Below are 19,280 nucleotides of genomic sequence, written 5' to 3' on the forward strand. Positions count from 1 at the left end.
GACGAAGATTCAACTGACGCAAACCATTGTAGGAGCTGGCTTGCCAGCGAAGAGGCCTTCAAGCCCTGCACCGCCCACGCGGACGCCTTCGCCGGCAAGCCGGCTCCTACAAAGACGAAGATTTAACTGACGCAAACCATTGTAGGAGCTGGCTTGCCAGCGAAGAGGCCCTCAAGCCCTGCACCGCCCACGCGGACGCCTTCGCCGGCAAGCCGGCTCCTACAAAGACGAAGATTTAACTGACGCAAACCATTGTTGGAGCTGGCTTGCCAGCGAAGAGGCCTTCAAGCCCCGCACCGCCCACGCGGACGCCTTCGCCGGCAAGCCGGCTCCTACAAAGACGAAGATTCAACTGACGCAAACCATTGTAGGAGCTGGCTTGCCAGCGAAGAGGCCCTCAAGCCCTGCACCGCCCACGCGGACGCCTTCGCCGGCAAGCCAGCTCCTACAAAGACGCAGATTTAACTGACGCAAACCATTGTAGGAGCTGGCTTGCCAGCGAAGAGGCCTTCAAGCCCTGCACCGCCCACGCGGACGCCTTCGCCGGCAAGCCGGCTCCTACCGTGGAGATATTGCTGTCTTCAAAGGCGTGCCCAATCCAAGGAGTTGCACGATGAAGAGTATTTTCAAGCTGTTGGGGCAGCGTCTCGCCCTAGGCCTGCTGTCCCTGTTCGCCGTTTCGGTGATCATTTTCCTGGCCGTCGGCATGCTCCCGGGCGACATCGCCCAGGCCATGCTCGGCCAGTCGGCCACCCCGGAAACCGTGGCGGCCTACCGCGCACAACTGGGCCTGGACCTGCCGCCGCTGACCCGTTTCGGCCACTGGATCTGGCACCTGCTGCAAGGTGACCTCGGCGTCTCGCTGGCCAACCAGCGGCCCATCGCCGAACTGGTCGCCAGCCGTTTGGGCAACACCTTCAGTCTCGCGCTGCTGGCGGCATTGGTTTCGGTGCCCACGGCCTTGCTGCTGGGCATGCTCGCCGCGTTGTACCGCAATAGCTGGTTCGATCGCTTGCTCAACACCTCGGCCCTGAGCGCGGTGTCGTTCCCCGAGTTCTTCGTCGCCTACATCCTGATCCTGGTGTTCGCGGTGAAGCTCAACCGGTTCCCGAGCATCTCCAACCTCGCACCGGACGCTTCGCTGGGCACGATTCTCGAGCGTTCGGTACTGCCGGTGGCCACCCTGAGCCTGGTGGTGATCGCACAGATGATGCGCATGACCCGCGCCTCCCTGATCAACCTGCTGGCCAGCCCCTACATCGAAATGGCCCGGCTCAAGGGCATCAGCCAGTCGCGGATCATCTTCCGCCACGCCTTGCCCAACGCCCTGGCGCCCATCGTTAACGTGGTGGCGCTGAACCTGGCGTACCTGGTGGTGGGTGTGGTGGTGGTCGAAGTGGTGTTCGTCTATCCGGGGCTCGGTCAGTTGCTGGTGGACTCGGTGGCCAAGCGTGACATCCCGGTGGTGCAGGCCTGCAGCCTGATCTTCGCCGCGACCTACATCCTGCTCAACACCAGCGCCGACGTGTTGTCGATTGCCAGCAACCCGCGTCTGATGCATCCAAAGGGGTAGACCATGAGCCTGTTGAAACAAGTGTGGCGGGCGCCCCTGAGCGCCAAGTTCGGTTTGTTGATGATCCTGCTGTACGTGCTGGTCGCGGTATTCGCACCGGTGTTGGCGCCGTTCGGCGAAACCCAGGTCGTGGGCGATGGCTTTGCGCCGTGGGGTGGTCAGTTCCTGCTGGGCACCGATAACCTGGGGCGCGACATGTTCAGCCGCCTGGTGTATGGCGCGCGCAACACCCTGGGCATTGCCTTCCTGACCACGGTGCTGGCGTTCCTGCTCGGCGGCTTGAGCGGCCTGATCGCGGCGATCAAGGGCGGTTGGGTCGATCAGGGCTTGTCCCGGGTGGTGGACATCCTGATGGCGATTCCGCAACTGATCTTCGCCTTGCTGATCCTCAGCGTGGTCGGCACCACCGCGACCTCGCTGGTACTGGTGATTGCGCTGCTGGACGCCACCCGGGTGTTTCGCCTGTCCCGCGCCGTGGCGATGAACGTGGTGGTGCAGGATTTCGTCGAAGCCGCACGCCTGCGCGGTGAAGGCCTGTGGTGGCTGGTGACCCGCGAGGTATTGCCCAACGCCGCCGCGCCGTTGATTGCCGAGTTCGGCCTGCGCTTCTGCTTCGTGTTCCTGTTCATCAGTGCGCTGTCGTTCCTTGGCCTGGGCATCCAGCCGCCGACTGCCGACTGGGGCAGTATGGTGCGCGACAACGCGGTGTTGATCACCTTTGGCGACATCAGTCCGCTGTTGCCTGCGCTGGCCGTGGCCTTGATCACGGTCAGCGTCAACTTCGTCGTCGACTGGATGCTGCACAAATCCAGCGGCCTCAAGGAATGCTGAACATGACGACTCCAAAACCTTTGCTGGAAATCCGCAACCTGCACATCGAAGGCCACTACGAAGACGCCTGGCATCCGCTGATCAGGGGCATCGACCTGACCCTGCAACGCGGTGAAGTCCTGGGGCTGATCGGCGAGTCCGGCGCGGGCAAGTCGACGCTTGGCCTGTCGGCGATGGGCTACACCCGCGACGGCTGCCGGATCACTGGCGGCTCGGTGCAGTTCGACGGTATCGACCTGCTCAAGGCCAAGCCCGAAGCCCTGCGCAAACTGCGCGGTTTGCGCATTGCCTATGTGGCACAGAGCGCGGCTGCCTCGTTCAACCCGGCCCATCGACTGATCGACCAGCACGTCGAAACTGCCGTGAAAAACGGCGGCATGAGTCGTGATCAGGCAATGCGCGAGGCGGTGGAGTTGTACCGGGTGCTGCGTCTGCCTAATCCCGAGACCATCGGCCAGCGTTATCCGCATCAAGTCTCCGGCGGCCAGTTGCAGCGAGTCATGACCGCCATGGCCATGGCTTGCCATCCGGACCTGATCATCTTCGACGAACCGACCACTGCGCTCGACGTCACCACCCAGATCGAAGTGCTCGCCGCCATTCGTGACGCGGTGGCGACCTACGGCAGCGCAGCGATCTACATCAGCCACGACTTGGCGGTGGTCGCGCAAATGGCCGACCGCATCATGGTGCTGCGCCACGGCAAACTGGTGGAAGAGGCCGAGACCCGGCAAATGCTCGGCAACCCGCAGGAGGACTACACCAAGTCGCTGTGGGCAGTGCGCAGCTTCCGCACCGAACCCAAGGCCTGCCCGCAGCAGGAACAACCGCTGCTGGAGTTGCGCAACAGCTGCGCCAGTTATGGCCAGCAACCGGTGCTGCACGACGTGTCGTTGAAGTTGTATCGCGGCCAGACCCTGGCGGTAATCGGCGAGTCCGGCAGCGGCAAAAGCTCGACGGCGCGGCTGATCACCGGATTGCTGCCGCCGACTTACGGTGAGGTGTTGTACGACGGCCAGCCTTTGCCGGCGGACTTTCGCCAGCGCAGTAAGGAACAACTGCGGCGCATCCAGATGATCTACCAGATCCCCGACACGGCGTTGAACCCGCGTCAGCGCATCGTCGACATCATCGGCCGGCCGCTGACGTTCTATCTGGGCCTCAAGGGCAAGGCCATGCGCGCCCGGGTCGCCGAATTGCTGGAGATGATCGAACTCGACCCGGCGACCTTCATGGAGCGCCAGCCCCGGGAGCTGTCCGGCGGGCAGAAACAACGCATCTGCATCGCCCGGGCCTTGGCGGCCGATCCGCAACTGATCATCTGCGACGAAGTGACCTCGGCGCTGGATCAACTGGTGGCCGAAGGCGTGCTGAAATTGCTCAACCGCATCCAGCAACAGTTGGGTGTGGCATACCTGTTCATCACCCACGATGTTGCTACTGTGCGGGCGATTGCCGATGAGGTATTGGTGATGCAACGGGGCAGGGTGGTGGACCACGGCTCGCGCAGCCAGATCTTCACCCCGCCGCATCACGACTACACCGGGCTGCTATTTTCTTCCGAACCGCAAATGGACCCTGACTGGCTCGACCGCTTGTTGGCCACGCGCGCTTGCACCCCTTCAACCGATTCGCTGGAACAAGTCTAAGGAACCCCCATGAAAGTACTGATCGTCCACGCTCACCCGGAGCCGCAATCCTTCACCGCCGCCCTGCGTGACCAGGCCGTTGCCACCCTCGAAGCCCAAGGCCACGAAGTGCAGGTCAGTGACCTGTACAAAATGAACTGGAACCCGGTGGCCAGCGACGCGGATTTCTCGAACCGGGAAAACCCCGAGTACCTGGTCTACGCCCTGGAACAACGCCTGGGCGTGAAGAGCCAGTCCCTGGCGTCGGACATCCAGGCGGAACTGGACAAGCTGCTGTGGGCCGACCTGCTGATCCTCAACTTCCCGATCTTCTGGTTCTCCACCCCGGCCATGCTCAAGGGCTGGATCGACCGGGTGCTGGTGTCGGGCATCTGCTATGGCGGCAAGCGCTTCTACGATCAGGGCGGTCTGGCCGGCAAGAAGGCGCTGGTGACCGTGACCCTGGGCGGGCGTGAACACATGTTTGGGGAGGGCGCGATTCATGGACCGCTGGAGGACATGCTGCGGCCGATTTTGCGTGGCACGCTGGCCTATGTTGGTTTCGATGTGCTGGAGCCGTTTGTGGCGTGGCATGTGCCGTATATCAGTGAAGAGGCGCGCCAGCAGTTTCTGGTTGACTATGGGCAGCGGTTGCAGCATTTGAGTGACGACCAGTCGTTGGTGTTTCCAAAGTTGGCGGAGTTTGATGAGCAGCTTTATCCGTTGCGTCAGTAATTATGTTGTGATTGCCTGGGTGACACAGTTTCTTGCTGATTATTTCCATGTTTGGAAATAATCAGCAAGCGCTTGTAATGCTATTTTTGCACTATGAAGTTGAATATCCGGTCATTTTCGCGTACGAGGTTGTCGATGGAGGTTCGTATGTCGGCTATTCGTTTTTGATATTCACCTGCAAGTTTGTGGGTGGATGAATTGTACGTATTTGACACTAAGCTCACTTCGCCGTCTGCAAGTCTGTCTATTTCAAAGGTTATTTGGTTGGCGTAATCTTTGGTTTTGATTGAGTTGTAAAAATTTTTGACTGACTCATTTTGATGTTTTTTGGTGGTAGCTACGTGCTCTATTAGAGTTTTAGGGAGTTCTGACAGGTCATGCCTGCCGTCTAAGGCGATAATCTGTGCGGCACGGTTTTTTAAGTTTAGATGTTGATTGGGTGATGGGTTGTAAAGGTGTTGTTCATGGTGTTTGAAAGTGTTCACAATATCTTCATCCATTAGCGACATCTTTGTTCTGTTAGCGTTTATTTTAGTTACTGCAAGTTTCGCCGTTTCGTTTGTTATGTTTGGGCGTATATTCCAAGTGGTGGGTCGTTTTGAATATGGTGCTACGACCAAAGTCCTGTTTGCTTTAAAAAATGCATACATCGTAGGCACATGCCCATTTGGATCATTTCTGTTGATAGGGTCGCCCAAACAATACGCGTATGGGTTCAATCCTCCCTTTCCGAAGGGGCTCCAACTGTCTGCACTATTAAAACGCATTAACACTGGATTAAACGCCCGATACCCATTACCCAAAAAATAATACCCAGTTACCGGATCCGGCCGTTCACCGTTGAATCCCAGCAAGCTGCTCAGGCCGCTTTCGGCGGGGCGATGGCCGTAGGGGGAATACGCGATGGGTTGTGGTTGTCGATCGTTCTTGAGCGTGTGCAGCACCGAGCGTTGCAGATCCGTGGCTAGCAGGGTGGAGTCGAGTACTCCGTTCTGGCGCTGTTGTTGCGCCAGCAGCAGATCGTCGTGCTGGACGATCGAGTGTCCGGCCGCACCTTGTACCTCGGTGGCCAGGCGGCTTTTGCAGTAGAAGCGATGTCGTTCCGCGAGATCGGGCAAAGTGTGGCTGGTGAGGCGATCCAGGGGATCATAGCGATAACGGCAAATCAGGACTTTTTGAGGGGAAGACATGGTGACTCCTACTCTCAGGGACGTGAATGCCTGAGTTTGGGCTCAGTTGCTGTCGGTGGGAACTAACAGAACTGATAGTGGGAGAGCCGAAAATTGCGTCGGTTGCACTGACGTCATCGCGAGCAGGCTCGCTCCTACAATGGTTGGTGGTGTTGCAGATGCCCGAGCACCTATCTACATCTCTGTGGGAGCGAGCTTGCTCGCGATGAGGGCTTCATGTTCAACATCTCTGCTGACTGATACACCGCTATCGCGAACAGGCTACCCCCACGTGTTGAGTGTCGTTTGCAATACCTACTGAAACTTAACCGGCTTCAAACCTGATTTTGTTAGCGTTTTTAATCACTGTAATAGGCATGCCTTGGCGAAATGCATCAGGCAAAGGAACACCTGCCTGCCTGTAAATCTCACTCTGCCTATAGATATCCATCTTGAATATATTGAGCCCCTTGGTGTTGACGAATGTAAGGTCTCTTGCTATTGGGAATTTTCCTTCAGATATAAGTATCGAAAATTCGTTAGCCCTATGGGGTAGAACCCCATTTAACTCACCTCGTAATCCTGCACTGATTACATCGTATGGCAAAAGATCATCGCCCCGATGTTCTATATGCTGCTGTATGTTGTGTATTCCGGTTTTTGTATCCCATATTTCTACGGTACGGACTTTTTTATTCAGTAGCTCTTCTAACTGGCTGCCTGGTACTGCTCCGAACATTTTTTCATATTTACGCATCGTCAAATCATTAAGCGAAACAGGGTCGCCAGCATCGCCTGAGTAGTTAGCGAAATTAGATTTATTTGTGGGGATAAAGGCGCTGGTTTTTTTTGGTCTCTTTGACTTAAATAGGGTGTTGACTAAATTTTCAGGTAGCTGAATGGGCTGTGTCCATTGGGGTCTGAAAAATTTATAGGATCCCCTAAACAATAGGCATACGAATTCAGACCACCCTTGCCAAACGGACTCAAACTATCCGGACTATGAAATCTCATCAAAACCGAATTAAACGCCCGATACCCATTCCCCAACACGTAATGTCCGGTTACCGGGTCCGGCCGTTCACCGTTGAATCCCAGCAAGCTGCTCAGGCCGCTTTCGGCGGGGCGATGGCCGTAGGGGGAATAGGCGATGGGTTGTGGTTGTTGGGTGCTCTTGAGCATATTCAGCACTGAGCGTTGCAGGTCCGTGGCTAGCAGGGTGGTGTCGAGAACTCCGTTCTGGCGCTGTTGTTGCGCCAGCAGCAAGTCACCCTGCTGGACGATGGAGTGCCCGATAGCACCCTGTACTTCGGTGGCCAGCCGGCTTCTGCAGTAGAAACGTTGAAGTTCGGGCGATGCTGACGGTGTGTGGCTGGTCAGGCGATCCAGCGGGTCATAGCGATATCGGCAGAGCAGAGTGGACGACATGGGGTGCGCTCCTGGCTTTCAAAGTCGGGTAGCGCTTGAGTATCGGTCGGGTCTTTTTTGTTGGGAACTAGCAGAACTGATAGGCAGTGTTCTCGTCGGTGGACCCTGTAGGAGCTGGCTTGCCAGCGAAAGCGGTCTTTCAGCCAGCCACTCGGTTGCCTGACACACCGCCATCGCTGGCAAGCCAGCTCCTACAGGGGATTGTGGTGGCTGTCAGAATCGGGCGTGTTTAACGGCTGTCAGCGTTACTTCTCGCAAGCTACAACGGCTTGCGTCATTGCCTACAGTTACGCCAGAATCCGCCGGCTTGTGCGTCTTGGGGATGGGTTTTATCGTTGGCCGGTCGCTGAATAACAGTGATTGGGTTTGGTAGCCCACCTCGCACAAACGTATCGCGCCATCAGAAGCAGTCGTGTTTTCGGCTCTATTTATGGTGGCCATGCGCAGGGCTCCTTCGGGAGCGCCGGGGTTCCTTGTGCGACCGGTCTACCAACCTTCGTATGGCCACCACCCATCGTTTGGTAGCGAGAGTGATGGCTCCTTTGTTCTTCGCATAAGGAGTTTCACCATGTTCAAAGTCACACCCAACCCGCCGGACACCGATCCCATATCCCCGTACGAAAGTACCGACTCAAAGCAATTCCACGAAGCCGCCGAGCGCGCCCTCGATCATTACCTGAACCCCGGCCCAAGCATAATGGCCACCGCGCGCAAGCCCAGCGCCATGTTCACCGTCAATCCCGAACTCAATGTCGAAACCTTGCTGGTGCATGCCTGCGAATCGCTGGCGTCGGCCAATGTCATGGCCAACGACCTGGTGGATCATCTGCAAGGCACCAGCCGCCATGCACTGCTGGGCATTGCGCAGGTGATCATGCTCGGCGAACTGGCGGTGAACCGGGCGCTGGATCAGCTCGATCCGCCGGAATAACCACAACTTCAAGATCACCGATAAACCTGTAGGAGCTGGCTTGCCAGCGAAAGCGCTCTTTCAGCCGACAAGTCAGTTGCCTGACACACCGCCTTCGCTGGCAAGCCAGCTCCTACAGGGGGATTGTATGGGCTGTCTGAATCGGGGGTGTTTAACGGCTGTCAGCGTTACTTCTCGCAAGCTACAACGGCTTGCGTCATTGCCTACAGCTACGCCAGAATCCGCCGGCTTGTGCGCCTTGGGGATGGGTTTATCGTTGACCGGTCGCTGCAAAACAGCAGCGATCGGGTTTGGTAGCCCGGTTATCCAGTCGCAGAACGCCACGCTTGGCAGAGCTTTTTGTCTCTTCTAAATGGTGGCCATGCGCAGGGCATCTTCGGATGCGCCGGGTCCTGGATGCCGGTCTACCAACCCGCGTATGGCCGCCACCCATCGTTTGGTAGCGAAGGTTGATGGCTCCTTACTTACATTCAGGAGTTTCATCCATGTTCAAAGTCACACCCAACCCGCCGGACACCGATCCAGCCTCCCCGTACGAAAGCCTCGATTCAAAAAAACTCCACGAAGCCGCCGAGCGCGCCCTCGATCATTACCTCAACCCCGGTCCCGGCATCATGGCGGCACCGCGCAAGCCCAGCGCCATGTTCACGGTCAATCCTGAACTCAATGTCGAAACCCTGCTGGTGCATGCCTGTGAATCGCTGGCGTCGGCCAATGTGATGGCCACCGATCTGGTGGATCAGTTGCAAGGCACCAGCCGCCATGCGCTGCTGGGCATTGCGCAGGTGATCATGCTCGGCGAACTGGCGGTGAACCGGGCGCTGGATCAGCTCGATCCGCCGGAATAACCACAACTTCAAGATCACCGATAAACCTGTAGGAGCTGGCTTGCCAGCGAAAGCGGTCCTTCAGCCAGAAAGTCAGTTGCCTGACACACCGCCTTCGCTGGCAAGCCAGCTCCTACAGGTCCGCGCGGGTGGAGGTCGACGACCCCGACGGGCGATGCAGATCAAGCCTGCCGCCGGTCAGTCACCGGGTGGCTGGCGGGGGCTGATCTAAACTCCTGTTGGGGGTGAACCACGTTCATCCGGAGGTCGTCATGAAAAAACTCTCACCCATCAGCCTTTGCATCGCCTTTTCGGTCTTGAGTGCCACGGGATGGGCACAATCGGTGGTGCCGATGAAAGGGCAAAGTTCGCAACAAACCCAGGCCGACATCAACGAATGCAACAGCATTGCCGCCAGCCAGAGCGCTTCGACGTCTTCTACGCCGTCCGGCGGGCGGGTCAAGGGTGCCGCGGTAGGGGCCGCCGCTGGCGCGACCGCCGCCCAGGTGCGCGGCAATCAGCATGAGGAGGCCTACGACCGCGTCGACAGTGATAAGCAACAGGACTATAGGCAGAACCGCGCCAAGGAAACGGCGGCGGCTGGCGTCGTGGTCGGTGGTTCGCGCCAGCGTCAGGAGCGCCGGGCGGACGAGAAAACCAGCCAGGCCAATACCGCGTCGGCTTACAGCAGCTGTTTGCAGGGCAAGGGGTATCAGGTCAATCCTTGAGTCCTGGAAAATGCAGGAGCGGGCGCGCCCGCGAAGAGACTATCAAATCCAACCGCATCGTCGCCTGACAAAACGCTGTCGCTGGCAGCGTTTACGGTTGGATTTGTGTCGCATGCCAATCCCTCACTTGCCCGCAGTTTCAGGGGATCCGTTGCGCACAGGAACACCTTGTAGCGCAAATCTGACAACCGTTCATCGGTGAACTACGCTGCGGTACATACCCTCGATTTGAATTTTGTGAAGTAAGGATCTGACACATGCGGAGCAGGCTGCTCGCTGTACTGTTTACTGTTTTCGGGATGTTCTGGGCAGCACAACTCTGGGCCGAAGACGCGCCGAAAGCAGTGGATGCTCCCGCTGAATTGAAAGTGGCCAACCGAAACATCATGGTGTTTCGCGCGTCCATCCTCGGCGAAGCCCCGGCCTCGCGGGCCAAACGGGCAAAAGCGGTGATTGGCGAGGCGCTGGATGACGCCGACGACCTCAATGTCACCCTCGACCCGATCATGAAAAGCTACATGGTGCTGCTGGGGAGCCGGCGCGCCTTTATCGTGTCGCCCAAGGACTTCGACGCCACCGAATTCGACACCGTGCAGCAGGCGGCCGAAGCCGCGGCCGACAAGCTGCGCCAGGTCGTGGCCGAGACCCAGGAAGCCCGAAGCCTGCGCTTGATCCTGCGTTCCGTCGCCGCCGCGTTGATCGCCACCGGCATCTACATCGGCCTGTTGCTGGGCATGGCGTATCTGCGGCGCCGGGCGCTGGTCAAGTTGCCGGAATTGATGCACCGGCACACCCAGGCGTTGAAGGTTGGACGGGTGCCACTGGTCGACGCCAAGTACCTGTATCCGATGGTCAGCCGCCTGCTGGAGTTGTTGCGTTGGGTCATCGTGCTGCTGCTGACCTACGAATGGCTGGGCTTTGTCTTGTCGCGTTTTCCCTATACCCGGCCTTGGGGCGAAAGCCTCAACAATTACCTGCTGGAAGTGGGCGACTATCTGCTGCAAGGCATTCTCGGCGCCATACCCGGGTTGGGCGTGGCACTGGCGATTTTCTTTATTGCCCGCGGCGCCACTGTCTTCATGCGCCGGATCCTGCGGCGCATGGCGGCGCCGGGGACGCTCAGCTGGCTGAACCATGAAACCCTGCAACCGACCCAGCGCCTGACGTCCCTGGCAATCTGGCTGTTTGCCTTGGCCATGGCCTATCCGTACCTGCCAGGCGCCGGCACCGATGCGTTCAAGGGGTTGTCGGTGCTGATCGGCCTGATGATTTCCCTCGGCGCCACCAGTGTGGTCGGTCAGGCGGCGGCGGGGTTGATCCTGACGTACACCCGAACCCTGCGTCCGGGCGAATTCGTGCGCATTGGCGATTACGAAGGCACGGTCACCGAACTGGGCATGTTTACCACCAGCATCCGCACCGGGCTTGGCGAAGTGCTGACGTTGCCCAACTCGATGATTACCGGCACCGTGACCAAGAACTACTCGCGGGTGGTGCAAGGCCCCGGTTACGTGGTCGATACGGTCGTGACCATCGGCTACGACACGCCGTGGCGGCAGGTGGAGGCGATGTTGCTGGAGGCCGCGAGACGCACACCAGGGGTGCTCGAAGTGCCGCCGGCCCAGGTGTTCCAGACAGCGCTGTCGGACTTCTATCCGGAATACCGGCTGGTGGCCCAGGCCATTCCGAGCCAGCCTCGCCCGCGCGCGGTGCTGCTGAGCATGCTGCACGCCAACATCCAGGATGTGTTCAACGAGTACGGCGTGCAGATCATGTCGCCGCACTACCTGGGCGATCCGCAACAGGAAAAATGGGTACCCAGGGACAAGTGGTACCCGGCACCCGCAGAAGAACCGAAAGAATCCTGATCCGCCTGAAACGGAGTTCGTACCATGATCGAGTTTGTGCTCCATGCCTTGCGCTCCGACCCGGAAATCGCGGTGTTCCTGGCCATCGCCCTGGGCGTCTTCGTTGGCCGTATCCACATCGGCAGTTTCCATCTGGGTTCGGTGGCGGGCGCGCTGTTGATGGGGTTGCTGATTGGCCAGATCGGGCTGGAAGTGCCGACCGGTCTGAAGTCGGTATTTTTCGTGATGTTCATCTACGCGGTCGGCTTCAAGAGCGGGCCGGAGTTTTTCGGCAGCCTCAATCGCGGCACGCTGAAGCTGGTGGTACTCAGCGTGGTGCTGTGCGGGACAGCGCTGGCGGCGATCCTGGCGATGAACGCGGTGTTCCATTTCGACGCCGGGTTCACCGCCGGACTGGGCGCCGGTGCATTGACCGACACGGCGATCATGGGTACCGCCACCAGCGCCATCAACCAATTGTCGATCGACACTGCGGCCAGGGCGCAACTCAACAGTCACATGGCGATTGCCTACGCGATCACCTACCTGTTCGGCACTATCGGCCTGATCGTCTTCGTCGGCAGCATCGCGCCGAAACTGCTGGGCGTGGACCTCAAGGCTTCGGCCCGTGAGCTGGAATTGGAATTGGGGATTGCCAAGGAAGAAGACGCGATCACCGTGCCGTACACGCGCATTGTCGTACGCGCACACCAGGTGGCCGCCAACGGTTCGGCCAACGGTCAGCGCATTGTCGATGTGGAGAAACAGCACGACTCGCTCACGGTCGAGCGCGTGGTGCGGGCCGGTAAAATAATCGAGCGTGACGAGGGTTTCACCCTCATGGCCGGCGATATCGTCGGGGTCTACGCGCTGCGTGAATCGGTGGGCACGCTGACCCAGTGGATCGGACCAGAAATCGACCATGCCGAATCCTTGTCATTCCCCACCCGCAAAGTGGACATCGTCGTGACTTCGCCGGAGTTCGCCGGCAAAACCATTCATCAGGCCAAAGAGCGCCTGGAAAGCGCCAGGCGCCTGGGCTGTTTTATCAATACCATCACCCGCCAGGGCTACGAATTGCCCTTGTTGCCCAACACGGTATTGCGTCGCGGTGACGTGGTAACGGTGACCGGGCGCACGGTTAGTGTCGAAGCGGTGGCCAAGCGGATGGGGCGGATTCGTGAGAACAACTACAAGAGCGACATCGCCGTGCACACCCTTGGCATGGTGCTGGGCTCATTGCTGGGGCTGTTGTCGACCCATGTCGGGATGATTCCCGTGGAGTTGGGCATTGGTGGCGGGGTGCTGGTCGCGGCGCTGGTGATTGGCTGGTACAACTCCCGTCACCCGGAAGTTGGCGCCTTGCCCCCGGCCGCGCAATGGGCATTTTCCGAGTTCGGCCTGACCGCGTTCGGCGCGGTGGTCGGCCTGCTCGCGGGCCCGGCAGCCTTTGCCGCGATGAAGGAACAAGGCCTGGCGTTGCTGTTGTCCGGTGCCGTGGTCACCATCGTGCCGCCGTTGGTGGCGCTGTACTTCGGCCGATATGTATTGCGCCTGCACCCGATGATCCTGTTCGGCGCCCTGGCCGGTGCGCAGACCGAAGCGGCGTCGATGAACAAGATCATTGAACAATCGGGCAGCAACACCCCGGTGATCGGCTTTACCGTGTGCTATGCGATTTCCAACGTGTTGCTGGCGGTGTGTGGGCCGATCATTGTGTTTGTGGTGGCGGGCTAGCCATTTTCAAAGCGCTGAAGACCATTGTGGCGAGGGAGCTTGCTCCCTCGCCACAAGTGCATCTGAGGTTCAGAAACCACTTTCGCGCATCAACACCGCCATCAAGTGCGTCGCCCCATCCGCCAATAAACTACGGCGTTCCCCCTCGATCTTCAGATGCCCCCGAGTTTCGCGCAGGCTAGGCAACGGCTCATCGAGTTGGATCGACACCTGGAACAATGCTGCGCTGGGGATCAACGCATGCTCGGCGGAGGTGGTGGGTACCGGGCCGCCGAAGCGTGAGGACAGCATGCGGTGCGACAGTTGGCTGGCGCGGGTGCTGCCGATCACCACGATGCTTCCCGTGAGCGGGGTGGGCTGGCCGTCGGGGTAGAAGCGCACTCGGTCGCCGGTGGCCATGCGGTGTACCTGGTCCTGGGCGACATAGGCGTCCACTTGCCAGCTGCGCGGGTCGATCAACATGCCCAGCGATTCCTGGCGCCCGACCCACTGGCCGGCTTTCCAGTCCGAATTGACGTCTAGCCAGATCCCGGCAAACGGCGTTTGCAGGTTGAGCCGGGCGATTTCCGAACGCGCAGCCCGGGCCTCTTCGAATTGCACGTTCAGGCGCTGGCGAGTCACGGCGTCTTCGGCCAGCCCACCGGGGTCGGCCAACAAGCCGGACAACCGCGCCTCATAGCTGCGCGCGTTGTCTTCGCTGCTTTGCAGGCGCGAGGCGATGTCGGGTTCGTCGAGCACGATCAGGGTTTCTCCGGCCTTGACCGGTCCGTCGGCGTGGATCGATTGCAGCCGCGCCGGGTAGGGCGCATAGACGCGTAACTGGTGTTCGGCCCGGGCCACGCCGACCGCATCGATCTGGCTGTGCCACGGGATAGCCAGCCCCGCGACGATCAGCGCCAGCACGGCATAAAACAGTACCTTGCGCCGGCTCGGGACGCCGGCACGGTGTTGCCACCAATGATTCAATTCACGCACCACCGGCATGGCGATAAACCAGGACAATTCGACCATGAACAGGATGATCCCCAGCAACTTGAAGAAGAACAGGTAGACCGCCAGCGCGATCCCCAAAAACAGTACCAGCCGATACACCCAGGTGATCATCGCAAACGTCACCAGCAGCCGGCGCTGCCCGGTGGGGAACGTTTCCGGCCAGTCTTCCTGCAAGCCCAGCAGATTGCGCCGCAGGGTGACCCGCGCCAGGGCCGAGGCGCGCTCGTGCAGGTTGGGGAAGTCCAGCAGGTCGGAGAGGATGAAGTAGCCGTCGAAGCGCATGAACGGGCTGGCGTTGAGGGCCAGCGACAGCAGCCAACTGGTGGTGGCCAGGTACAGCAGGGCATTGCGCAAGGGGCCCGGATCGCATAGCGCCCAGCCCAGCGTCGACAGCCCGGCCAGGGACAGTTCGGTGACGATGCCCGCCGAGGCAATCGCCAGGCGTTGCCGCGAGCGACTGAGTTTCCAGCTCTCGCCGGTGTCGGTGTAAAGCATCGGCCACAGCACCACGAACGCAATGCCCATGTGCCCGACGCGCAAACCCAGGCGTGTCGCGACCAGGGCATGCCCCATTTCGTGCAGGGTCTTGGCGACGATCAGCGCCAGGGCAAAACTGAACAGGCCTTCGGTGGAAAACGACTCGACCACGGCGTGAGTGAAGACGTCCCACTGTTGCAGCACCAGAATCACACCCCACAGGCTCAGGGCCAGCACCAGCAGCCCGGTGAGCGGGTGAAACAGCCAACCCAGTGCACGGGCCAGGTGTTGCAGCGGTTGTTGCGGTCGCAAAAGAGGAATGCGGAAGAACAGATAGTGGTGCAACCACCAGCGCCAGCTCAGCCAGCTGCCTTCCTCAGCCTTGGCCTTGAGCCGTTCGAGTGCCGCGGGGCCAGCGCGCAGCAGTTGGTGGTGTTCGAGGAACTGGCGAAAGTCGAGGATCTGTTCGACATCCGGTTTGAGCGCGGTGCCTTCGGCAATTTGTTCGCTGATCTGCCTGGGCGACTGGCCCCAGCGCAGCAAGCATTCGAACTCCAGCCAGCCAATGCGGTAGAAACGATTGATCACCGTGTCCTGGATCACCCAGGCCGGTTCACCGTTACTGCCGTTGGCGGCTTCGCTCAGGCGCAGGTCTTCGCGCAGGGGCGGCAGGGGCAGGTCGGCAGGATCGAGCATTACCAGCCACTCCACGCCCGCAGCGTCGCCAGCGGACGGCGCAGCAAGTAATAACCGAGCATCACCCGGCCGCCGTACAGCTTGGCGGTGCCGTGCAGGCCCAGGCGTGCATGTTCCGGCGCGCCGTCGATGCTGGCCAACAGGCGATAGGCGACCACGCCTTCATCGCTGGGGCGGGCCTGGTAACTGGTTTCGAGGATCTTGCCCTTGAGCGGGGTCAGCGGGTAGGCCGTGAGAAACAGCGTGACTTCCGCCCCGGGCTCCAGAGCGATGGCGTCGGCCACCGCCAACTGGATCTGCATGGCCGGTTGGCTCGGGTCGGCCACTTGCATGATGCGCTCGCCAGTCACTACCGGTTTGCCCAGCCAGTCGTTGGGGTCGCTGAACACCGCAACGCCGCCACGTGGGGACAGCACCTGGGTGCGCTTGAGTTGTGCTTGCACCGCCGCCAGTTCGGCCCGGCGCTGTTGGGCCCGGCCCTGCAGCAGGGTCAGCTCGCTTTTGCTTTGCGGGTTATCGAATGCCCGCTGACTGGCCGCCAGCAATTCGGCATCGGCCACCGCGACTTCCTTGCCCAGCACTTCGGCACGGCTGCGCAGGGTGGTTTCATCCAGCGAGAATAGCGGCGTACCGCTGTCTACCGGTTGGTTGGGGCGTACCCGGATTTTCTCGATCACGCCGTCAATGGGCGAACTGATGATCTGTGCCTGGCGCGAGACGATTTCCGTCGGCGCCAATGCGGTTTGCCGCACCGGTAGCAACAGCAAGGCACCGAGCACGATCAGGCCCAGCAGCAATTGCTTGCGATTGGGGCGCCAGCGGCTCAAGCGACGATGCCGGCTCAGCGCTGCCCAGCAGTAACCCCACGTGTTGACCAGGCCTTTGAGGTGCTGCCACAACACCTCGGGCGGTTCCTGCTCCAGCAGCAATACCAGCAGGCCCAGGCGCTGTCCCTCCCGGTTCTGCACCGGAATGCACCACAGGCCCGACGGCCACCATTCGCTCCAGCCGTCGCTGATGTCCGCTGGCGGATGGCGGGTGTCCGGGGTCAACCACACCGGTTCGCCATCGGGTACCTGCGTCGCGATCCAACGACTGGCCCGACGCAGCCAGACCAGGTAGGGCGAGTCTTCGCTGGGCCGCGACAGCCCGGACACGTTGAGCAGTTCCAGTGACGACTCGCGTTGGGCAAACACCAGCGCCTGATGAAACGCCAGCAGCGGGTACAGGTCGTTGGCCATGCTGAACGCCAGGGCGTTCAGCGAATCGGCGGCCATCGCTTTGTCGCGCAGGGCATCGAGTTCCAGCAACAGGTGAGGGTGCGGCAGGGGCTCGTTCATGGTCATGGCTGAGCGCTTTTTTGCTGTGCATCGGTTTCCAGCGCTTCATCCTGGCGGGCAGTGTCGGTGTTGAATCGCGCCGTGCCGCTCATGCCTGCGATCAGGTCCGGGTATTTCTGGTCAAGCCGGGCTTCGAGTTCGACGGTCTGGGCCACGGCATCGACCCGCGAGTTGATGGCGCTGACGTGGGCGCCGTAGGTTTTGCCGGTTTCGTGAATGCTGATTTGCAATGGCAGGCCGGGCTTGAGGGTTTTCAGCAAATTGGACGGCACGTTGAGCCGGACTTTCAGGGCGCCGTCGCTGACCAGGTCGAACAGCGGTGTGCCGGCGGTGACGGTCTGGAACGGCTTGACGTAGACCTTGGCGATGCGCCCGGCAAACGGCGCCAACACCTGGCAGTAACCACTTTGCGCGACGCCCATGGCGCGGGCGCCGTCGGCTTTTTGCACTTCGGTGTTGGCCACGGACACTTCGATGTCGCCGACGGCGTTGAGTTGGCGCAGCTGCTTTTTCGCTTCCAGGTTCTGTTTGGCCATCGCCAGTTCGGCGGCGGCCACCTTGCTTCGGGCTTCGGCTTCGTTGCAGTTGAAACGGGCCAGCACCTCGGATTTGCCGACGTGCTCGCCGAAACCGGTTTTCATCTCGCCGAGGGTGCCACTCATCTGGCTCGACAGGGTGGTTTCCAGTTCGGCGGCCAGCAACACGCGAATGGCGCTGGCGCTATCGAGGGTGGAGGCCGACGGTGTGTCGTCGGCATAAACAGGCAGGATCAGACAGGCCAACAGCAGGGCCCCTAGACGGGACTCATGGGCGGTTTTGCGCATTCGGCGTTCCTTGCTGAGAGATGAGCAGGCGTTGCTGTTCTTGTTCGTTCAAGGTGCGCTGGATTTCCCGGGACAGCGTCTTGATGTCGTGTTTGGAGATTTCTTCCGGCAGCACGTCCAGGCCGATGGAGTTATACAGGCGGCCCCACGCCGCCTGGGCACTGGAGAACGCCGCTTCACGCTGGTAGCGCGAAAGCAGGTAGCGGCCTTCGGAACGGATCACTTCAAGCTCCGAACCCAGGGCGCCGGTTTTCGCCGCCTGCGCATAGTCGAGCAGGCTGCGGTCGACCCGCAGGCTGTCCTCGGTGAATTCCACTTCCTGGCGCGCCAGTTGATAACGCAGGGTACCGACCCGGACCTGGGTCAGGATCGCCATGGACAGGGCCACGCGGCGGGTATCGTCGGTTTCGCTCTGGGATTTTTGCGCGGCATTGAGTGATGGCAATTGCAACAGGCGTAACAGGTTCATCGAGACTTGCAGGCCGGTGCCGTTCCAGTCGTTGTTGTACAGGTATTTGTTGGAGTCGTAGTGGTAGCCGAAATCGGCGGTGACGTTCGGCCACAACTGCGCCTTGGCGATGTCGAGGTCTTTTTGGTTGACCCGCTTGCGGTACCACTCTTCCATGATTTCGGGGCGGTGTTCCAGGGACAGTTGTTCCAGTTGCGCCATGCTTTGGCGCACCTCCGGCAGCGGTGGGTCCGGCATGTCGGCGAGGATCATTTTCGAGCCTGGCGGCAGCGACATCAGCGCGGCGAGTTCAGCCTGGGCGAACTCCAGGTCCTGGCGGCGCACGGTCAGCAGGTAGATCGAATCGAGCAGCGCACGCTGGTAGGCAAGGATTTCCTGGCGCGGCAACAGGCCGCGTTGTTCGGCTTCCCGGGCTGAAGTCAGCGCGGTGTGGGTGCGCATCAGCAGCTTGTCGACTTCCGGCATCAGGCGTTGCGCGCCAAGGGCGCGCCAGTAGGCGTTGCGCACGTCCTGCAAGACGTTCTGCGCGACTTTGCGCCGGCGCTCCTCGGCCATGAGGATCTGGTCGGCTTTTTGTTGGGTGCGGTAATAGGCCACGCCGAAATCCAGCAGGCTCCAGCTCAGGCCCAGGCCATAGATTTCACGATAGCGCTCTTCGGACGTCGAAGGGCGCAAGCTGACCTGGCGGTCTTCGATGCCGATGGAGGTCCCGCCGGAGTCGTTGTTGCGCCCGGCATACCCGGCCGACGCCACCAGTCGCGGCAGCATCTCGTGGCTGGAGACATCGCGCAGGTCCGACGCCAACGCGCTCTCCATGAGCTTGAGGCGATAGTCGAGGTTGTATTTGAGTGCTCGCGCGGCGGCGTCATAAAACGTGATGGGCGCGGTCACCGGCTCCTGGCCGGAATACATGCGCGTCTGATCGTCGATGATGCGCTGACGATTTTCATCGTCAGTGGCGGGCTTGGGCTCCAACGACGAGCAAGCACTGAGCAACAGTGCGCTAGCGAGGGCAGTACTGATAAACCTGGTCGCATTTTTCGGCAT

The 19,280-nt window shown here is 60.4% G+C and carries 16 protein-coding genes; 9 read left to right on the plus strand and 7 right to left on the minus strand.

The genetic code is table 11. The features are described 5' to 3' along the window. The first annotated feature begins 613 nt into the window (after window positions 1-613). Genes J1D76_RS23980 through J1D76_RS23995 form a run of 4 tightly spaced genes read left to right on the plus strand, consistent with a single transcriptional unit; the run spans window position 614 to window position 4,767 of the window. Window positions 614-1,573, plus strand: coding sequence for an ABC transporter permease (locus tag J1D76_RS23980; RefSeq protein WP_421140811.1), 960 nt, complete (start codon window positions 614-616; stop codon window positions 1,571-1,573). 3 nt (window positions 1,574-1,576) lie between these two features. Then, complete coding sequence (locus J1D76_RS23985) at window positions 1,577-2,404, plus strand: ABC transporter permease (protein ID WP_421140813.1); 828 nt, start codon at window positions 1,577-1,579, stop codon at window positions 2,402-2,404. A gap of 2 nt (window positions 2,405-2,406) precedes the next feature. Beyond that, window positions 2,407-4,053, plus strand: a complete 1,647-nt coding sequence (locus tag J1D76_RS23990; RefSeq protein WP_421140815.1) for an ABC transporter ATP-binding protein — start codon at window positions 2,407-2,409, stop codon at window positions 4,051-4,053. Window positions 4,054-4,062: 9 nt separating this feature from the next. Beyond that, on the plus strand, window positions 4,063-4,767 hold the full coding sequence (locus tag J1D76_RS23995; protein ID WP_421140816.1) for an NAD(P)H-dependent oxidoreductase: 705 nt from the start codon (window positions 4,063-4,065) through the stop codon (window positions 4,765-4,767). A gap of 80 nt (window positions 4,768-4,847) precedes the next feature. Here the strand turns inward: J1D76_RS23995 and J1D76_RS24000 are convergent, their stop codons facing one another. From J1D76_RS24000 to J1D76_RS24010, 3 genes are all read right to left on the minus strand, one after another. Further along, the gene (locus J1D76_RS24000; protein ID WP_421140817.1) at window positions 4,848-5,957 is read right to left on the minus strand and encodes an RHS repeat-associated core domain-containing protein; all 1,110 of its coding nucleotides are present in this window, start codon (window positions 5,955-5,957) and stop codon (window positions 4,848-4,850) included. Window positions 5,958-6,261: 304 nt separating this feature from the next. Continuing rightward, window positions 6,262-6,693 carry a hypothetical protein gene (locus J1D76_RS24005; RefSeq protein WP_421140818.1) on the minus strand — a complete coding sequence of 144 codons (432 nt, stop codon included), beginning with the start codon at window positions 6,691-6,693 and terminating at the stop codon, window positions 6,262-6,264. A gap of 122 nt (window positions 6,694-6,815) precedes the next feature. Continuing rightward, a complete protein-coding gene (locus tag J1D76_RS24010) occupies window positions 6,816-7,364 on the minus strand; it encodes an RHS repeat-associated core domain-containing protein (protein WP_421140819.1) in 549 nt (182 codons plus the stop codon). 568 nt (window positions 7,365-7,932) lie between these two features. On the opposite strand from J1D76_RS24010, the gene J1D76_RS24015 reads away from it, so the two are divergent. The 5 genes from J1D76_RS24015 (at window position 7,933) to aspT (ending at window position 13,434) form a co-directional block, all read left to right on the plus strand. Further along, the gene (locus J1D76_RS24015) at window positions 7,933-8,295 is read left to right on the plus strand and encodes a DUF6124 family protein (RefSeq protein WP_421140820.1); all 363 of its coding nucleotides are present in this window, start codon (window positions 7,933-7,935) and stop codon (window positions 8,293-8,295) included. A gap of 485 nt (window positions 8,296-8,780) precedes the next feature. Continuing rightward, window positions 8,781-9,143: a DUF6124 family protein gene (locus J1D76_RS24020; RefSeq protein ID WP_421140821.1), complete on the plus strand. Its 363-nt coding sequence runs from the start codon at window positions 8,781-8,783 to the stop codon at window positions 9,141-9,143. Between the two features lie 251 nt (window positions 9,144-9,394). Then, complete coding sequence (locus J1D76_RS24025; protein WP_421140822.1) at window positions 9,395-9,850, plus strand: hypothetical protein; 456 nt, start codon at window positions 9,395-9,397, stop codon at window positions 9,848-9,850. A gap of 257 nt (window positions 9,851-10,107) precedes the next feature. Then, complete coding sequence (locus J1D76_RS24030) at window positions 10,108-11,718, plus strand: mechanosensitive ion channel family protein (protein WP_421140823.1); 1,611 nt, start codon at window positions 10,108-10,110, stop codon at window positions 11,716-11,718. A gap of 24 nt (window positions 11,719-11,742) precedes the next feature. After that, window positions 11,743-13,434, plus strand: coding sequence for an aspartate-alanine antiporter (gene aspT, locus J1D76_RS24035; RefSeq protein WP_421140824.1), 1,692 nt, complete (start codon window positions 11,743-11,745; stop codon window positions 13,432-13,434). Between the two features lie 69 nt (window positions 13,435-13,503). Here aspT and J1D76_RS24040 read toward each other — a convergent pair whose 3' ends face one another. From J1D76_RS24040 to J1D76_RS24055, 4 genes are read right to left on the minus strand one after another with little or no spacing between them, the layout of a single operon-like run. Next, on the minus strand, window positions 13,504-15,600 hold the full coding sequence (locus tag J1D76_RS24040; RefSeq protein WP_421140825.1) for an HlyD family efflux transporter periplasmic adaptor subunit: 2,097 nt from the start codon (window positions 15,598-15,600) through the stop codon (window positions 13,504-13,506). Continuing rightward, the gene (locus J1D76_RS24045; RefSeq protein WP_421140826.1) at window positions 15,600-16,946 is read right to left on the minus strand and encodes an efflux RND transporter periplasmic adaptor subunit; all 1,347 of its coding nucleotides are present in this window, start codon (window positions 16,944-16,946) and stop codon (window positions 15,600-15,602) included. The genes J1D76_RS24040 and J1D76_RS24045 overlap by 1 nt, the downstream gene beginning before the upstream one ends. Next, window positions 16,943-17,764 carry an efflux RND transporter periplasmic adaptor subunit gene (locus J1D76_RS24050; RefSeq protein ID WP_421140827.1) on the minus strand — a complete coding sequence of 274 codons (822 nt, stop codon included), beginning with the start codon at window positions 17,762-17,764 and terminating at the stop codon, window positions 16,943-16,945. The genes J1D76_RS24045 and J1D76_RS24050 overlap by 4 nt, the downstream gene beginning before the upstream one ends. After that, window positions 17,745-19,280, minus strand: a complete 1,536-nt coding sequence (locus tag J1D76_RS24055) for a TolC family protein (RefSeq protein WP_421140828.1) — start codon at window positions 19,278-19,280, stop codon at window positions 17,745-17,747. Before J1D76_RS24055 ends, J1D76_RS24050 begins: the two co-directional genes overlap by 20 nt.

Origin of the sequence: Pseudomonas sp. NFX15 (assembly GCF_049132105.1) — a bacterium.
Classification (GTDB): Bacteria; Pseudomonadota; Gammaproteobacteria; order Pseudomonadales; family Pseudomonadaceae; genus Aquipseudomonas.

What these genes read in the sequence shown, in the direction of transcription:
- J1D76_RS23980 (WP_421140811.1), top strand. Translation starts at nt 614, where the DNA reads ATGAAGAGTATTTTCAAGCTGTTGGGGCAGCGTCTCGCCCTAGGCCTG.
- J1D76_RS23985 (WP_421140813.1), top strand. Translation starts at nt 1,577, where the DNA reads ATGAGCCTGTTGAAACAAGTGTGGCGGGCGCCCCTGAGCGCCAAGTTC.
- J1D76_RS23990 (WP_421140815.1), top strand. Translation starts at nt 2,407, where the DNA reads ATGACGACTCCAAAACCTTTGCTGGAAATCCGCAACCTGCACATCGAA.
- J1D76_RS23995 (WP_421140816.1), top strand. Translation starts at nt 4,063, where the DNA reads ATGAAAGTACTGATCGTCCACGCTCACCCGGAGCCGCAATCCTTCACC.
- J1D76_RS24000 (WP_421140817.1), bottom strand. Translation starts at nt 5,957, where the DNA reads ATGTCTTCCCCTCAAAAAGTCCTGATTTGCCGTTATCGCTATGATCCC.
- J1D76_RS24005 (WP_421140818.1), bottom strand. Translation starts at nt 6,693, where the DNA reads ATGCGTAAATATGAAAAAATGTTCGGAGCAGTACCAGGCAGCCAGTTA.
- J1D76_RS24010 (WP_421140819.1), bottom strand. Translation starts at nt 7,364, where the DNA reads ATGTCGTCCACTCTGCTCTGCCGATATCGCTATGACCCGCTGGATCGC.
- J1D76_RS24015 (WP_421140820.1), top strand. Translation starts at nt 7,933, where the DNA reads ATGTTCAAAGTCACACCCAACCCGCCGGACACCGATCCCATATCCCCG.
- J1D76_RS24020 (WP_421140821.1), top strand. Translation starts at nt 8,781, where the DNA reads ATGTTCAAAGTCACACCCAACCCGCCGGACACCGATCCAGCCTCCCCG.
- J1D76_RS24025 (WP_421140822.1), top strand. Translation starts at nt 9,395, where the DNA reads ATGAAAAAACTCTCACCCATCAGCCTTTGCATCGCCTTTTCGGTCTTG.
- J1D76_RS24030 (WP_421140823.1), top strand. Translation starts at nt 10,108, where the DNA reads ATGCGGAGCAGGCTGCTCGCTGTACTGTTTACTGTTTTCGGGATGTTC.
- aspT (WP_421140824.1), top strand. Translation starts at nt 11,743, where the DNA reads ATGATCGAGTTTGTGCTCCATGCCTTGCGCTCCGACCCGGAAATCGCG.
- J1D76_RS24040 (WP_421140825.1), bottom strand. Translation starts at nt 15,600, where the DNA reads ATGCTCGATCCTGCCGACCTGCCCCTGCCGCCCCTGCGCGAAGACCTG.
- J1D76_RS24045 (WP_421140826.1), bottom strand. Translation starts at nt 16,946, where the DNA reads ATGACCATGAACGAGCCCCTGCCGCACCCTCACCTGTTGCTGGAACTC.
- J1D76_RS24050 (WP_421140827.1), bottom strand. Translation starts at nt 17,764, where the DNA reads ATGCGCAAAACCGCCCATGAGTCCCGTCTAGGGGCCCTGCTGTTGGCC.
- J1D76_RS24055 (WP_421140828.1), bottom strand. Translation starts at nt 19,280, where the DNA reads ATGCCGAAAAATGCGACCAGGTTTATCAGTACTGCCCTCGCTAGCGCA.